This is a genomic window from Acidiphilium iwatense (assembly GCF_021556475.1).
GTDB classification, from domain to species: Bacteria; Pseudomonadota; Alphaproteobacteria; order Acetobacterales; family Acetobacteraceae; genus Acidiphilium; species Acidiphilium iwatense.
Window position 1 is genome coordinate 38,517 of record NZ_JAKGBZ010000024.1, and the last position, 14,736, is coordinate 53,252.

General features: G+C 66.2%; 12 protein-coding genes and 1 pseudogene. 6 read left to right on the forward strand and 7 right to left on the reverse strand.

The annotated features are described in order from the left end of the window. Positions 1–1,425, forward strand: coding sequence for an MFS transporter (locus tag L2A60_RS12635; protein ID WP_235704762.1), 1,425 nt, complete (start codon positions 1–3; stop codon positions 1,423–1,425). Here L2A60_RS12635 and L2A60_RS12640 read toward each other — a convergent pair. From L2A60_RS12640 to tsaE, 5 genes are read right to left on the reverse strand one after another with little or no spacing between them, the layout of a single operon-like run. Beyond that, positions 1,408–1,821 (reverse strand): acyl-CoA thioesterase, encoded by a 414-nt coding sequence (locus tag L2A60_RS12640; RefSeq protein ID WP_235704763.1) that lies wholly within the window; start codon positions 1,819–1,821, stop codon positions 1,408–1,410. The genes L2A60_RS12635 and L2A60_RS12640 overlap by 18 nt on opposite strands. A gap of 7 nt (positions 1,822–1,828) precedes the next feature. Next, a complete protein-coding gene (gene trxA / locus L2A60_RS12645; RefSeq protein ID WP_235704764.1) occupies positions 1,829–2,185 on the reverse strand; it encodes a thioredoxin in 357 nt (118 codons plus the stop codon). Between the two features lie 53 nt (positions 2,186–2,238). Next, complete coding sequence (addA, locus tag L2A60_RS12650; protein ID WP_235704765.1) at positions 2,239–5,718, reverse strand: double-strand break repair helicase AddA; 3,480 nt, start codon at positions 5,716–5,718, stop codon at positions 2,239–2,241. Then, entirely contained in the window at positions 5,715–8,630 is a 2,916-nt protein-coding gene (gene addB, locus L2A60_RS12655; RefSeq protein ID WP_235704766.1) for a double-strand break repair protein AddB, read from the reverse strand. The genes addA and addB overlap by 4 nt, the downstream gene beginning before the upstream one ends. Further along, entirely contained in the window at positions 8,627–9,073 is a 447-nt protein-coding gene (gene tsaE, locus L2A60_RS12660; protein WP_235704767.1) for a tRNA (adenosine(37)-N6)-threonylcarbamoyltransferase complex ATPase subunit type 1 TsaE, read from the reverse strand. The genes addB and tsaE overlap by 4 nt, the downstream gene beginning before the upstream one ends. Before the next feature lie 73 nt (positions 9,074–9,146). Between tsaE and L2A60_RS12665 the strand changes: the two genes are divergently transcribed. The 3 genes from L2A60_RS12665 (at position 9,147) to egtD (ending at position 12,420) form a co-directional block, all read left to right on the forward strand. Next, on the forward strand, positions 9,147–10,163 hold the full coding sequence (locus tag L2A60_RS12665; protein WP_235704768.1) for an NAD(P)/FAD-dependent oxidoreductase: 1,017 nt from the start codon (positions 9,147–9,149) through the stop codon (positions 10,161–10,163). A gap of 127 nt (positions 10,164–10,290) precedes the next feature. Then, the gene (gene egtB, locus L2A60_RS12670) at positions 10,291–11,472 is read left to right on the forward strand and encodes an ergothioneine biosynthesis protein EgtB (protein ID WP_235704769.1); all 1,182 of its coding nucleotides are present in this window, start codon (positions 10,291–10,293) and stop codon (positions 11,470–11,472) included. Positions 11,473–11,475: 3 nt separating this feature from the next. Then, positions 11,476–12,420, forward strand: a complete 945-nt coding sequence (gene egtD, locus L2A60_RS12675) for an L-histidine N(alpha)-methyltransferase (RefSeq protein WP_235704771.1) — start codon at positions 11,476–11,478, stop codon at positions 12,418–12,420. Between the two features lie 125 nt (positions 12,421–12,545). Here the strand turns inward: egtD and L2A60_RS12680 are convergent, their stop codons facing one another. After that, positions 12,546–13,316 (reverse strand): enoyl-CoA hydratase, encoded by a 771-nt coding sequence (locus tag L2A60_RS12680; RefSeq protein ID WP_235704772.1) that lies wholly within the window; start codon positions 13,314–13,316, stop codon positions 12,546–12,548. A 28-nt stretch (positions 13,317–13,344) separates the two neighbouring features. On the opposite strand from L2A60_RS12680, the gene L2A60_RS12685 reads away from it, so the two are divergent. Beyond that, the gene (locus tag L2A60_RS12685; RefSeq protein WP_235704773.1) at positions 13,345–13,659 is read left to right on the forward strand and encodes a VOC family protein; all 315 of its coding nucleotides are present in this window, start codon (positions 13,345–13,347) and stop codon (positions 13,657–13,659) included. Here L2A60_RS12685 and L2A60_RS20900 read toward each other — a convergent pair. Continuing rightward, positions 13,619–13,774, reverse strand: a pseudogene (locus L2A60_RS20900) (NAD(P)H-dependent oxidoreductase); the annotation flags it as partial. The gene L2A60_RS12685 and the pseudogene L2A60_RS20900 overlap by 41 nt on opposite strands. A 130-nt stretch (positions 13,775–13,904) precedes the next feature. Between L2A60_RS20900 and L2A60_RS12690 the strand changes: the two are divergent. Then, the coding region (locus tag L2A60_RS12690) for an IS110 family RNA-guided transposase (protein WP_235704774.1) at positions 13,905–14,736 on the forward strand (832 nt) is incomplete at its 3' end.

The window sequence follows — 14,736 nt, forward strand, 5'->3', positions numbered from 1 at the left end:
GTGGTGGCGACGCCGTCGGTCGTGACGGATATTCCGGCCCGGCTCGACCGATTGCCTTGGGCGCGGTTTCACTGGCTGGTGGTCACGGCGCTTGGCGTCACCTGGATTCTCGACGGACTCGAAGTCACCATGGTGGGCTCGCTTTCCGGCGCGATCGCGAAGGCGCCGGAGATGCATCTATCCAGTGCCGATGTCGGCGCACTGGGCAGCGCCTATGTGGCGGGCGCGGTGCTCGGGGCGTTGTTTTTCGGCTGGCTGACCGATCGCCTGGGCCGCAAGCGTCTGTTCACCGTCACCTTGCTCGTCTATCTCCTGGCAACGATCGCTTCGGGATTGTCCTGGAATTTTGTGTCGCTTCTGGTGTTCCGGTTCGTCACCGGAACCGGCATCGGCGGCGAGTATTCGGCGATCAATGCGACCATTCAGGAACTGATCCCGGCACGGCGGCGCGGCTTTACCGATCTGGTGATCAACGGCAGCTACTGGATCGGTGCTGCAATTGGTGCGCTTGGCGCGCTGGCGGCGCTCGATCCGCATATCGTCGCAGCCGACCATGGCTGGCGGCTCGCCTTCATCATCGGCGGCGCGATTGCCGGTATCGCGTTGCTGCTGCGCCGATTCATTCCCGAAAGTCCACGCTGGCTGATGACCCATGGCGACCCGGAAGCGGCGGAGCGGATCATGGCCGAAATCGAGCGGCGCGTAAGCACTGCCCCTCCCGAATCCAGGTTGAAAACAATCCGGCTTCGGACCGATGTAACATCCTGGTTCGGCGTCGGGTTGCACGCCCTGTTCACGCGCTATCGCCAGAGGGCCATGCTCGGCATTTCGCTGATGACCGCGCAGGCATTCTGCTACAATGCGATTTTCTTCACCTATGCGCTGGTGCTGACGAAATTCTATCGCGTGCCGAGCGGCCGCGTCGGGCTGTACATCCTGCCCTTCGCGCTCGGCAATTTCGCGGGGCCGCTTCTGCTGGGCCGATTCTTCGATTCGCTCGGCCGGCGCGCGATGATTGCCGGAACCTATGCGATTTCTGGAATCTTGATGGCTCTGACGGGGTATTTGTTCATGCTCGGTACGCTGGGCGCGTCGGGGCAGACCGCGGCCTGGACGGTGATTTTCTTTTTCGCCTCGGCGGCGGCGAGTTCCGCCTATCTCACGGTTAGCGAAAGTTTCCCACTGGAAATCCGTGCCATCGCGATCGCGATTTTCTATGCGTTCGGTACGGCGCTGGGCGGTATTATCGGCCCGATCCTGTTCGGCGCGCTGATTGGCAGCGGCGCACGAGTCAACGTGTTCTACGGCTATCTGCTCGGCGGTGGGCTGATGGCTGCTGCTGCGTGCATCGAAGCCGTCATCGGCGTCGATGCCGCGCGCGTGCCGCTGGAAGACATTGCGCGCCCGCTATCGGAGATCGGCTGAACCTGCCGCGATCGGGCGCGGCCGCCCTTCGCTGTCGATCGCGACGAAGGTGAACACCGCTTTGGTGACGCGCCGTTCGCTCGCCGAATCCCGCGCCCGCCGCCACGCCTCGACATTGACGCGGATCGAGGTGCGCCCCACCGACACCAGATCGGCATAGACGCTGACTTCATCGCCGATTTTCACCGGGCGGATGAAGCTCATCGCGTCGACCGCGACGGTCGCGATCCGGCCATGGGCGATGCGGCCCGCGAGGTTGCTGCCGCCGAGGTCCATCTGCGCCATCAGCCAGCCGCCGAAAATATCGCCATTGGCATTGGCGTCGGCGGGCATGGCGATGGCGCGGATCATCGGCGTCGCATCGGGCGGGGTTTCCGCCTCGTCGGTCTGCGGCATCAGCCCCTCAAACCGCCTTGGCGGTTTGAGCTGTATCGCCAAGGTTCTTGTCGATCCAGGCTTTCAGGACACTTTTCGGCGCCGCGCCGACATGGGTTGCCGCCGGCTTGCCGTCCTTGAACAGGATCAGGGTCGGGATGCCGCGCACGCCGAACTTGGTCGGCGTCATCGGGTTTTCGTCGATATTCACCTTGGCGATCGAAAGTTTGCCGGCATATTCGCCACCGAGTTCTTCGAGGGCCGGAGCGATGACGCGGCAGGGGCCGCACCATTCGGCCCAGAAATCGACCAGAACGGGCTCCTTCGATTCCAGCACCGAAATCGAGAATTCGGCGTCGGAGACGGGTTTTGATACAGCGCTCATGAGCGGGACTCCTGTAGAATTGTTTCACAGAATGGCGCGTCGCCGCCATGGGATCAAGCCGATGATGGCTGGTGCGGTTGCGGTGCATGGCGGATGAGCAGCGGCTCCGGCACCGGCATGACCGCGCCGGTGGCGGTCCAGATGAGCAGGGTGGAAACGGGTTTGTCGGGATGGATCGCCCGCAGCACCGAGCCATAGGCGGCCAACTGGGCGAGATAGGCCGACGGAATCGCCTCGGGGGCGGTAGGCGGTGCGCGGTCGGTCTTGTAGTCGGCGATCAGGATGCGATCGGGCAGAAGCACGAGCCGGTCGATCAGGCCGCCGATTTCCACGCCGTTCACGATGCCGGCGATCGGCGCCTCGGCGCGCGAATCGGGGCCGAATAGCGATGCCAGTTCTGGATGGCCAAGCACGTGCATCACGCAGGCGGCGATATCGTCTTGGGCGCCGATGCTCAGGCCATGGGCCTTCTGGCGCAGATAGGTCTGGGCGGCGCCGAGCCGGCGATGCTCGGGCAGATCGGGCAGATGCTGCAGCAGCGCATGGATCAGGCGGCCGCGCGCCAGCGCCGCCGCCCGGCCTGATGCGGTCATCGCCGCGCGCGGCGAGGCGCTGGCAAGGCCGGATGCCTCGCCTTCGGCACTGCGGCTCGGCACCAGCCGGTCGATCCGGCCGGAAGGCAAGGGTGGCGGGGCGGCGCGCCAACCGGAGCCGGCATCGAGCCAGGGCGGCGGATCGGCCGCGGTGACGGTGACGCGCCGCCCGGTCCGGTCCGGCGCGGCGGTCTGCGCGCTGGCGGCGACGCGTGCGTGTTCAGCCCAGGGCAGGGCGATGCCGGTTTCCACAACATCGTTCAGCCGGTCGAACCCGGCGCGGATCTTCTCATACCAGCAGGATGCCGGCGGTCCGTTCTTCGGTGAGGCGCCGCAGACGATCAGATGGTCCTCGGCTCTGGTCAGGGCGACATAGAGCAGACGATTATATTCCTCCAGCATCGCGCTTCGCGCCTCGGCAGCCGCATCCGCGACTGCCTGACTGCGCAGACCGGCGCGCGGGCAGAATATCGGCACGCGCAGATTGTCCTGGGGTACTGCCATCCAGTGCAGCGTGTTGCCTTGCTTGGGAATCCCCGTGGTATCCGGGAGAATGACCAAAGGCGCCTGCAGCCCCTTCGCACCGTGTACGGTCATCAGCCGCACCGAATCGCCAGAAGCCTCGGCTTCACGCTTGATTTCGGCGGCGGCGGCATCAAGTGCCGCGAGGAAGCCTTGCAGGCTGGCGGGTTCGCGCCGGCCATACTCCAGCGCGGTCGCCAGCAACTCGTCGATCGGTTCGGCGGATTCCGGCCCGAGGCGGGCAAGGAGTTTTGCCCGTCCGCCCAAAGGCCCGAGCACCTCGGCGAACAGGCGGTAAGGCGAAACGAAATCCGTCCGTGCCTGCGCGGCGGCGAACAGATCGCGTGCTTCCGCGAAGACCGGGCGCTCCGCCGCGCGGGCGAACAGCGCATCGCGCAGGCTGCCGCGCCTGGACATGGCGAGGTCCATCACATCATCGTCCGACAAGCCGCCGAGCGGGCTGGCCAGAACCGTCGCGACCGCGACATCGTCTTCCGGCAGAAGCAGCGCCTGGGCGAGGGCGATCAGGTCCGCGACCGCGCGGTTTTCGGTCAGCACCATGCGGTCGAGCCCGGCGACCGGAACCCCGGCATCCTTCAGGGCGCGGGTCAGCGCCGGGCCGAATTCGTTCCGGGTTCTCACCAGGATCAGGATATCGCCCGCCGTCAGCGCCCGGCCGCGCGACAGAAGCGGCATTTTCGTCTCGATCCGCCGCTTGATCCAGGTGGCCAGGCCATCGGCGAGGCGCCGCCGCGCCGAGGCTTGGCGGGCGTAATCGTCGGTGACGGCCCAGGGCTGCAATTCGGGGTCGGGGTCGGCCGGGGCGAGCGGCCAGAGTGTCGCCGATCCGGCCTGTCCCGCGCGACTCACCCCGTGGATCAGCGATTCGCCCGGCAGAACCACGCCGTCGCGCGCTTCGCCAGTCGCGAAGACCTGATCGGCCAAAGCGAGGACGGGCGCGGTGGAGCGGAACGAGGTCGCGAGCGTGCCTTCGTGCCAGAGTGCCCCGGCGTTGCGCACCTGCCGGCCGATTTTGCTCCGCCAGGCGTCGAAACTGGCGAGATCGGCGCCCTGGAAGGAGTAGATCGACTGTTTCCGGTCGCCGACCGCAAAGATCGTGCGATCGGCATTATTTTTTACCCCCTCTCCGGCGAAGAACTCCTGGGCGATCGCGTCGATCACGCCCCATTGCGCGGGGGCGATATCCTGCACCTCGTCGAGCAATATGTGATCGATCCCGCCGTCCAGCTTATAGAGCACCCAGGCGGCGCCGGGATCGAACAGAAGCCGCGCGGCGCGGGCGATCAGATCGCCGTAATCGAAGCGGGAGTCGCGGAGTTTCGCTCCGGCCTCGGCGGCGCGGATCGGCAGCAGAAGCCCGGTCAGCGCGGCGGAGAGCCGCGCGAGGTCGCGCGCCGCCAGCCGATCGTCATGGGCGATGATCCGCGCCTGTTCGGCGGCGATGGTTTCGGCCAGAGCGGGGGCGGATTGGTCGAGCGCCTTGCTCACGAAGGCCGATTTCGCCCGAGCCTCGCCCTTGCCGGTCAGGAAACCGTCGCGCCAGCCCTCCCACGCGGCAAGGCGCCCCGCCGCATCCTTCGCAAGCCAATCGAGGAGTAACAGCGCGCGCTCCTGGGCTTTTGGTGAACTATCGGTGGCAATCCGGCGCAGGCAGGTGCCGAGCGAGATTTCGTCCGGTGGGGCGACCGCCGCGTCCCACAACTCGGTTTCGTCCGATTCGGGAGCATCGAGGGCGGCACGCTGCATCGCCTCGATCGCCGCCGCATCCTGATGCCGGTCGAGCAGGCGGGTGAGCAGCGCACGCGAATCGGTGAGGAGCCGGTCGGTCAATTCGGCGAATTGCAGCTCGGAGATTTCCCCCGCGAGCAGGCGCAGCGCGGCATGGGAGGCATCCATCCGGTCACCGAGGACGGATTCGCGCGCCGAGCGTCGCCGCTCGGCGGCTTCCGAGTCGTCGGAGACGGCGAAATGCGGCGATATGCCGGCTTCCAGCGGAAACCGGCGCAGCAGCGACTGGCAGAAAGCGTGGATCGTGTCGATTCGCATCCCGCCCGGCAGGTCGAGCACCACGCCGAACAGCGAGCGGGCGCGGCTTCGACTCGCCTCGGTGGTAACCACGTCCAGGCTTTCGAGGTCGGCATCGAGCGTCAGGCTATCCAAGGTCGCCCAGCGCCCGAGCCGGTCGCGCAGCCGGATCGCCATTTCCGCCGCCGCCGCGCGGGTGAAAGTGAGGCACAGGATGCGCGCCGGGCTGGCGCCGGACAGCATCAGGCGGAGCAGCCGGTCGGTCAGCAGCTTGGTCTTGCCCGACCCCGCCGAGGCACCGACGAATGCCGAAACACGTGGATCGGAGGCCGCACGCTGGGCGGCTTCAGCGGCCTGGACCGCGCGGCTCACGCGCTGTCCTCCCACTCAGCGCGGCGGGAAATGCCGGCGAAGGGGCGATCATGAGTTTGCCGTCCGGGATGCGGCGCATCGAGAAACGGCGTTGCCGGATCGGCGTAGCGCGCGAGCAGAAGGGGGATTTCGCTGCGCGCGGCGTCGATCACGGCGCGCAGCCGGTCGGCGTCACCCTTCAGGATGGCGCGGGTTTCGCCTTCGGTCGCCCCGCCGGACAGTTTCCAGTAGACGAGTTCCGTCACCGTGCCGCGGCAGGATGCGCCGAACCCGCCGGCTTCGGCGATCACCGCTTCGAGCGGGAGTTGAGGCGCGCCGCCGGTTTCGATGGCCCGGTCGTCGGGCGGGCTGCCGGTCTTGTAGTCGATGATCGCGATGCCGTCCGCCCGGCGCTCGATCCGGTCGGCCCGGCCACGGAGTAAAAAACCATCGAATTCCCAGCATCCGGGAATTTCGGTCGCGATCGTCTCGGCCGGACCGTGCGCCGCGAGCCGGTCCCGTTCGATCGCCGCGATCCATCCGGCGATGCGCTCCAGCCTGACCCGCCAGAACGCCTCCAGCGCGCGGCGCAGCCGCTGCTTGCCCAGTTCGCGGCCGAACGCGGCGGCAAGCTTCTGCTCCGCATCCGGCGCCGCGGCCCAGACCGGATCGGTCGCCGCCTGCCTCAAGCCTTCATGAACGATGGTGCCGAACAGCCTGGTATCGGTTTCGGCGTCGAGCGGGTTGAGCGGGGTCAGCCGCATGATCCGGCTGGCATGGATCGCATAGGGATCGGCGAGCAGGGTGGTGATCTCGGAAATCGAGTAGCGCATCGGTCGGACTTCGGCTGGCGGGCGCGGCGCCGGGCGCGGCCGGATGATGCGGGCCGCCGGCTGGTCCAATTGCGCGGACCAGCTTGCTGCGGGATGACGGGCGAGACTTCGCCCGGCGCCGCGGAGCACAAGCTCGATCCGGGCGAGGAAGCGCGAGGGCACGGCGGGTGCCCGCCCGCGCCGGCGCGGCGCCGAGAGGATCACCGTATCGCAGGTGGCGATCAGGCTGGTCACGTCATGCGCGGCCTCGCCGATCAACCCCGCATCGTCGGGCAGCCCGGCGGCTTTACGCATCGGGCGCGACAGCCAGGGGCCCGGATCGGGCTCGGCCGGGAATACGCCTTCGACCATCCCGCCGAGGATCAGCGTATCCACGGTCTGCAACCGCGCTTCCATGATGCCCCAGATCGCGACGCGGGGATTGGCATCGCGCGCGCGGGTCCGGCGCAGCCTGGCATTCCCCAGGATCGTATCGAACAGTGCGGGCAATTCGCTCGGGGCGATATCGGGCAGACCATCGAGAGACGCGAGTTGCCGCGCGAGATGGTCCGACAGGGTGCTTCCTGCCTCCCCGGCCCAGAGTTTCGCGCCATCCGGCGCCTCGTCGGTACTCGTCAGCGCTTCGGCGGCTTCAATCAGTGCTCCGATCAGCGCGGCGGGCGATGCCGTCATCACTCCGCCGGCGTCGATCAGCGGCCGCAGCAGCGTCTGCAGCGCGGCGATGAACGCGGCGAGTTCCGCATCCTTTTCGGCTTCTGCGGCGTAGCGCAGGGCGGAGAATCCGGGTCCGGGCAAATGCTTGCGGAGCAGGATATCGAGCCGGCGGGCAAATCCGCGGCAAACCGCCGGGCTGCGTCCGGCGGCGGCGAGCGGGTGCTTCAGCAAAGCGAGCAATGGAACCGGCGCGTATTGCGCGGCCTGCGCCGTGGCGAGCAGCCGAAGCAGAATCGCCGGCGGGGTTTCGGCGAGTGGTTCGCCGGCGCTGTCTTCCGCCCGGATGCCAAGGCGTGCCAGTTCCGCCGACACCTGCACCGCCAGCCCGCGATCCGGCGTGACCAGGGCGGCATCGCGGCTCGGTGTTTCCAACGCGTCGCGCAGCGCGAGCGCGATGGCGCGCGCCTCGTCCTGTTCGTCGGCGGCGTCGAGCCGGAACATCCCCTCGACCAGCTCGACGAATTGCGTCTGCCATTCGGCGAGCGCCGCCGGGGGCAGGAAAGCCCGGCGCAGCAGGGCAATCCGGTTGGGCCGGCTGGCGGCGTTTTTTGCCGGCCATGATGCGACCTCCTCGCGCCGCGCGCCCATGGCGGTGAGCAGACGGCGCAGCCCGGCTTGCGGATGGGTGGGAGATGAATCCAGCGCGTCCCAGGCCGCATCGGACAAATCCGGGTCGAATCCGGCCAGGATCACCCTGCCCTGGTCGAGCCCGGCGACCACGCGGGCAAGCCGGGCGACCGCAGGAGATCCTGCGGCGATGCCGGCGAGCCAGACTTGTTGTGCCGGCGGATTGTCGCGCCAGAAGGTCACCTGCGTATCGAGCAGCAGGCGCAGCCGCCGCGCCGGATCGACCGCGCCGCGCGCGGCGAGAATCTCCGGCCAGGCGCGGGTGACGATGCCGAGGAAATCCAGCGTGCGCTGCCAGTGTTCGGCGAGATCGGGGGCGACGATGCCGGGCAGGGTTTCGGCGAGATCGATTTCCGCCTGTTCCGCCGCGTCGATCAGGAGTGCAAGGTCGTCGGCAAGGGTCAGCGCTTCGGCAAGCCGGGTCGGCGCGCCGTCCCGCCCGGCCATGCCGAGGATCAGCCGTGCCAGAATTGCCCGCCGTTCCTCGGGCGGAATCGCCGGCGGCAGATCGAGCCCGCCGGCGATGCCGAGGGAAGCTTCGTCGGGAGCGCCGATGGCGGTGATGCGCGGCAGGATTAGCGGCTTGCCATGGGCGGCAAGAAACCCGGCGGCGGCGGCACGGGCGGCACGGCGGGTCGGCAGGATCAGCAGCCCGTCGGCCGGATCGCGTCCCTCGGCGGCGGCGCTATCGAGCCAGGCATGGGCGAGGGCGGGCAGAAACTGCGCAGCCAGCGGGAATGCGGCGATATTCGGGGTCATGTAGCGCCCGCGACGAGCCGTTCGGGGCCATCGAGCGTCGCATGGCGGATTTCGCCGTTGCCCCAGGCGAGGGTGATGGTCAGCGCGTCGCGGGGCGCGAGAGGCCCCAATTTTTCCGGCCATTCGACCAGAGCGATCCCCGCCAGCGCCGTCTCGAAGCCGAGTTCGGCGACCTCGTCCGGGCCGCCGAGCCGCCAGAGGTCGAAATGCGCGATCGGCGGGTCGAGATCGTAGCTCTGCACCAGGGTGAAGCTCGGGCTCGGCACATCGAGCGCGGGATCGCCGGCGCGGGCGCGGATGAAAGCGCGGGCCAGGGTGGATTTCCCGGCACCCAGCGGCCCCGTGAGCAAGACAGCGTCGCCCGCCGTAGCGCGCGCGGCCAGTTCGCGCGCGAGGGCGACTGTCTCAGCCTCGCTATGGAGCAAAATCGTGCGAATCGCCATGCGGCCGATCCTGCCCGAACCGGCCGGCGCCGGCAAAGATTGACCGTCACCCGATTTCGGTTAGGCAGGGCGCATGGCAGAGACGATGACGGCCGATGTGGCCATTATCGGCGCCGGCCCGGTCGGGCTGTTCGCCGTGTTCGAATGCGGAATGTTGAAACTCTCGTCCGTGGTGATCGACGCGCTTGGCGAGGTGGGCGGCCAATGCGCGGCCCTCTATCCCGAGAAACCGATCTACGACATCCCGGCGCATCCGGCGATCGACGCGGCCGGGCTGATCGAAAAGCTGGAAGCGCAGGCCGCTCCCTTCGCGGCTCCCCGCCTGCTCGGCCGCTTGGTGACCGCAATCTCCGGCGAAGCGGGGGATTTCATCATCGCCACCGACCAGGGCGACACGGTTCGTGCCAAGGCCATCGTCATCGCCGCCGGCGCTGGCGCCTTCGGGCCGAACCGGCCACCGCTCGACAATCTTGCCTCCTATGAGGCCACCGGCGCCGTGCAATATTATGTCCGCCGGCGCGATACGCTGCGCGGCAAGCGCGTGGTGATCGCCGGCGGCGGCGATTCCGCCGTCGATTGGGCGCTTTCACTCAAGGATATCGCCGCCAGCGTCGCCGTGGTGCATCGGCGGGCAAAATTCCGCGCGGCCCCCGAAACCGCCGCCCAACTCGCCGGCGCCGCCGGACGCCGCGAAATCGACCTCGTGATTCCCTACCAGCTCCACGCGCTGCATGGCGAGGCGGGGGTGCTCCGCGCGGTCGAAGTGGCCGATCTCGACGGGAAAACCCGAAACCTGGACGCCGATATTCTTCTTGCGTTTTTCGGCCTCGCGACCGATCTGGGGCCGATCTCCCAATGGGGGCTCGATCTTGCGATGCATCATGTGATGGTGACGCCCTCGACCTGCGAGACCAGCACGCGCGGCATCTTTGCGATCGGTGACGTCGCGCACTATCCCGGCAAGCTCAAGCTGATCCTTCAGGGGTTTTCCGAGGCGGCGATGGCGGCGCACGCGATCCACCCGATCGTGCATCCCGGCGAGGCGCTGCATTTCGAGTATTCGACATCGAAAGGCGTCCCGGCCGTATGACCAGCTAAATTCCTGGATTTGCTTGAAATTTTATTGAATTTGCGGGCGACTGCAAAAAACCGAGGAAAACTCTACCAATGACGAGGAGCGCTCCCCATTTGCGACAGATCGGCGGGAGGAACTCCGAATGGACGCATTTTCAGGCTCGGTGGATACCTCGCGGTTTGCCGCCGTTCGCAACCATACGGAATATCTGGCCTCGGCATTGTCCGCCGAGGATCAGTGCATCCAGTCGATGCCCGACGCGAGTCCGGTCAAATGGCACCGCGCCCATACGACGTGGTTCTTCGAGCAGTTCGTTCTCGTGCCGCACCTGCCTGAGTACCGGATCTTCGATGCGGATTTTCAGTTCCTGTTCAATTCCTATTACGAAACGATCGGCGACCGGCAGCCGCGCCCGCAGCGGGGTCTGATTACCCGGCCGTCCTGCGACCACGTCACCGCGTATCGCGCCCATGTCGATGCCGCGATGGGGCGGCTGATCGGTCAACAGCGCAACAATCTCGCACATCTGATCGAACTCGGCCTGCAGCACGAACAGCAACACCAGGAATTGCTGCTCACCGACATCACCCACGCGTTCGCGCAGAACAAGCTGCTGCCGGCGGCGGTGCCGCATTTCGCCCGCCCGGCACCGATGCGCGGCGAGGCGCGGTTCGTCGCATTCGATGGCGGGTTGGTCGAAATCGGCCACCCCGGCGCGGGTTTTCATTTCGATAACGAGACACCGCGCCACCGTGTTCATCTCGAACCCTATCGTCTGGCGAACCGCCTGGTGCGCAACCGCGACTGGCTCGATTTCATGACCGATGGCGGCTACCGCACGGCAACGCTGTGGATGTCGGATGGCTGGGCCGAGGCGCAGGAACAACGCTGGTGCGCCCCGTTGCATTGGCGCAAGCGGGACGGGGTGTGGTTCGAGTTTGGTCCCGAAGGATTGCGGCGGCTCGATCCCGAGGCACCAGTTGCGCATATCTCCTGGTATGAAGCCGATGCGTTCGCCCGCTGGGCCTGGGCGCGGCTGCCGACCGAGGCAGAATGGGAAGCCGCGAGCGGCGATGCGCGTCTCTCCGAAATGACGGACACGGTTTGGCAATGGACCGCGAGCGCCTATGCGCCTTATCCGGGGTTTCGCCCGGTTCCCGGCGCGATCGGCGAATATAATGGAAAATTCATGATCAATCAGATGGTGCTGCGCGGCTCCTCGGTGGCGACCCCGCCGGGCCATGCGCGACCGAGCTATCGCAATTTCTACCATCCCGACAAACGCTGGCAGTTTTCCGGCCTGCGCCTCGCACAGGATTGTTGAGCGATGCCGGAGGGAAGCGGCGCGCTAGCGCCGGCGCGCAGCGATTTCGTGGCCGAGGCGCTGAACGGGCTGACCGCCCCGCGCAAATCGCTGCCGCCGAAATTCTTCTATGACGACGCCGGTTGCACGCTGTTCGGCGCGATCACCGAATTGCCGGAATACTACCCGACGCGCACGGAGCTTGGCATTCTGCGCGACATTGCCGGCGATCTCGCGGCACTGGTGCCGCCGGGTGCGGCGCTCGTCGAATACGGCGCGAGCGACGAGGCGAAGGCCGCGATCCTGTTCGCCGCACTCGATGTCGATGCCTATGTGCCGATCGATATCGCCCATCAGGCATTGACCGCGCTGAAATCGCGTCTGCGCTGGTCGCATCGCGCGGTCGCGCTGCATCCGATCGCGGCCGATTTCCTGGCCCCGGTGAAATTGCCCGCTGCGATCGGAGCAATGCCGAAACTCGGATTTTTTCCAGGCTCGACCATCGGCAATCTCGATCCTCCCGACGCGATCGCATTCCTGCGCCAGGTGCGCACGACGCTGGGCGTATGCGCTTCGCTGCTGATCGGCGTCGATCTCGAAAAATCCCCCGATATTCTGGTTCCGGCCTACGACGATGCGGCGGGGGTGACGGCGGCATTCAACCTGAACATGCTCACCCGGCTCAATCGCGAGGCGGATGCCGATTTCGATCTCGACCTGTTCGCCCATCGCGCGGTCTGGAACGACACGGCGAAGCGGATCGAGATGCACCTGGAAAGCCTTGTGGCGCAGAGCGTGCGTGTGGCGGGGCGGACCATCCGGTTCCGTGCCGGCGAGACGATCCATACCGAGAACAGCTACAAGTTCAGCATCGAACGCTTTGCCGGTCTCGCCACAAGGGCGGGATGGCACGTTGCGCGAAGCTGGACCGACGCCGAGCGGCTATTTTCGGTCCATTTGCTGAGTTAATACCAAATCTTATGAATCTCGACTCATGAGATTTGGTATGCGCGCGGGTTGGCGGGCGGCGCGCGCGAACATAAAGAGCGAATACCATGGGTCGCGATCAGCGAGACATGGTATAAGCCATTCGATCAGGAGAATTCTGGTTTGCGCTTCTCGATGAAGGCGCTCATTCCCTCGCGCTGGTGCGGGGTGCCGAACAGCGAGAGAAAAGTGGCCCGTTCGTAGCCGACACCTTCGGCCAGCGTGGTTTCATAGGCGCGGTTGACCGCGCGCTTCGCGATCGCGGTCGCGACCGGCGACATTCCGGCGATGGTTTCGCCAAGCTTCACCGCCTCGGCGATCAGATCGGCGGCAGGAACCACGCGGGCGACCAGATTGGCGCGCTCGGCTTCGGCCGCGTCCATCATCCGTCCGGTGAGGATCATTTCCATCGCCTTGGATTTTCCCACCGCCCGCGTCAGCCGCTGGGTGCCACCCGCACCGGGGATGACGCCGAGATTGATCTCCGGCTGGCCGAATTTCGCGGTGTCGGCGGCAAGAACGATATCGCACATCATCGCGAGTTCGCAGCCGCCGCCGAGCGCGTAGCCGGCCACCGCGGCGATGACCGGCTTGCGGATCGTGGTCACCACCTCCCAGGTCTTGCCGATGAAATCGTCGAGTGCCGTTGCGGGGTGGGTGCGGTTCTGCATTTCCTTGATATCGGCCCCGGCGGCGAAGGCGCGCTCGCTGCCGGTGACCACGATCGCGCCGATTGCCGTATCGTTGTCGTAACCACGCAGGGCGTCGCCCAGTTCGGTCATCAACTGGTCGCACAGGGCGTTCAGCGCTTTGGGTCGGTTCAGCAGGATCAGGCCGACCCGACCCTGGGTTTCGGTTGCGATCATCTCATAGTCCATGGCATCCTCCGCTTCGTTGCGGGGCAGAATGACCGAATTTCTGGGCGTTGAAAACCGTGGGACAGGCTTGCTGCCGATTTTGCGCGTGGCCCGTCCGACCGACCGGTTGGAACAGGTGACGCGTTTCTATCGCGACGGGCTTGGCTTCGCCGAGATTGGCCGGTTCGTGGATCATGACGGCTTCGACGGCGTGGTGCTCGGTGCGCCGCACGCGCCCTATCACCTCGAATTTACCCACCGGCGCGGCCAATCAATCGAGATTCGGAGTCTTTCAGCAGGTCCGAAAGTCGATCGAAGAACATCTTCATCGGTCCGCTCATGGCATACCAATAAACCGGCGTAGCAAACACCATGTGGCGATGCCCGATCATTTGGTCGACGACCGCTCGAAAGCCGTCATCGCGTTCAGTCCCGCCATAGCTGAACGGCCGAAGCTGCGACGCTGTGAGATCAATCAATGTGGCTCTTATAGATGCCGTAATGGGCCTGTGGCCGAGCTATAGGCGGCGTGGTGGCTGTCCCCCAGAGTGATGGTGTGTTGAACGGGGGTCCGAATGGGTCGGCCCCAAGCATCATCGAGGAACAGCCATGGAGTATTATGTTGGAATTGACGTCTCGCTGAAAGAGAGCAGCGTGTGCGTGGTGGATGGCAAGGGGAAGATCGTTCGCGAGGCGAAGGTGGCGAGTGAGCCTGAAGCGCTTTGCCGACTTGTCGGCGGGATCGGCTTGCCGCTGACCCGGATTGGTCTTGAGGCGGGTCCGCTATCGCAATGGCTGCGTGAGGGGCTGGTGGATGCCGGCTTCGAGGTGGTGCTGCTGGAGACGCGGCATGTGAAGGCGGCGCTGTCGGCGATGACGGTGAAGACCGATCGGAAAGATGCGCGCGGGATCGCTCAGCTGCTTCGCATGGGGTGGTATCGGCCAGTGCATGCCAAGTCGGCCGGCGCTCAGGAAGTGCGCGCCCTGCTTGTCGGACGCAAGCTGCTGCAAGCCAAGCTGTTGGATGTGGAGCTCAGCATTCGCGGTATCCTGCGTGGCTTCGGTCTAAAAGTTGGCGAGGTCAGTCGCGGGCGTTTTGAAGTTCGTATCCGGGAGCTTGCTGACGGGCATGCCATGCTCGAGACGGTGATCGGCGCAATGCTGCAGGCCAGGGCTACGCTATGGAGTGAGTTCACCCGCCTGCACCGCGCGATGCTGAAGATCGCACGGGCAGACCATGTCTGCCGGCGGTTGATGAGTGCGCCCGGGGTCGGCGCCCTCGTCGCGATCACCTATCGCTCCGCGGTCGACGAACCCGAGCGGTTCTGCAAATCCCGGATGGTTGGCGCGTATTTCGGATTAACACCGAAGAAATACCAATCCGGCGAAACCGACATCGACGGCGGGGTCAGCAAGGTCGGCGATGCCATGGTGCGGACAG

Bases quoted from the DNA above. Each gene is read 5' to 3' on its own strand.
- L2A60_RS12640 (WP_235704763.1), bottom strand. From the start codon at position 1,821: ATGCCGCAGACCGACGAGGCGGAAACCCCGCCCGATGCGACGCCGATG.
- trxA (WP_235704764.1), bottom strand. From the start codon at position 2,185: ATGAGCGCTGTATCAAAACCCGTCTCCGACGCCGAATTCTCGATTTCG.
- addB (WP_235704766.1), bottom strand. From the start codon at position 8,630: ATGACCCCGAATATCGCCGCATTCCCGCTGGCTGCGCAGTTTCTGCCC.
- tsaE (WP_235704767.1), bottom strand. From the start codon at position 9,073: ATGGCGATTCGCACGATTTTGCTCCATAGCGAGGCTGAGACAGTCGCC.
- L2A60_RS12665 (WP_235704768.1), top strand. From the start codon at position 9,147: ATGGCAGAGACGATGACGGCCGATGTGGCCATTATCGGCGCCGGCCCG.
- egtB (WP_235704769.1), top strand. From the start codon at position 10,291: ATGGACGCATTTTCAGGCTCGGTGGATACCTCGCGGTTTGCCGCCGTT.
- egtD (WP_235704771.1), top strand. From the start codon at position 11,476: ATGCCGGAGGGAAGCGGCGCGCTAGCGCCGGCGCGCAGCGATTTCGTG.
- L2A60_RS12680 (WP_235704772.1), bottom strand. From the start codon at position 13,316: ATGGACTATGAGATGATCGCAACCGAAACCCAGGGTCGGGTCGGCCTG.
- L2A60_RS12685 (WP_235704773.1), top strand. From the start codon at position 13,345: ATGACCGAATTTCTGGGCGTTGAAAACCGTGGGACAGGCTTGCTGCCG.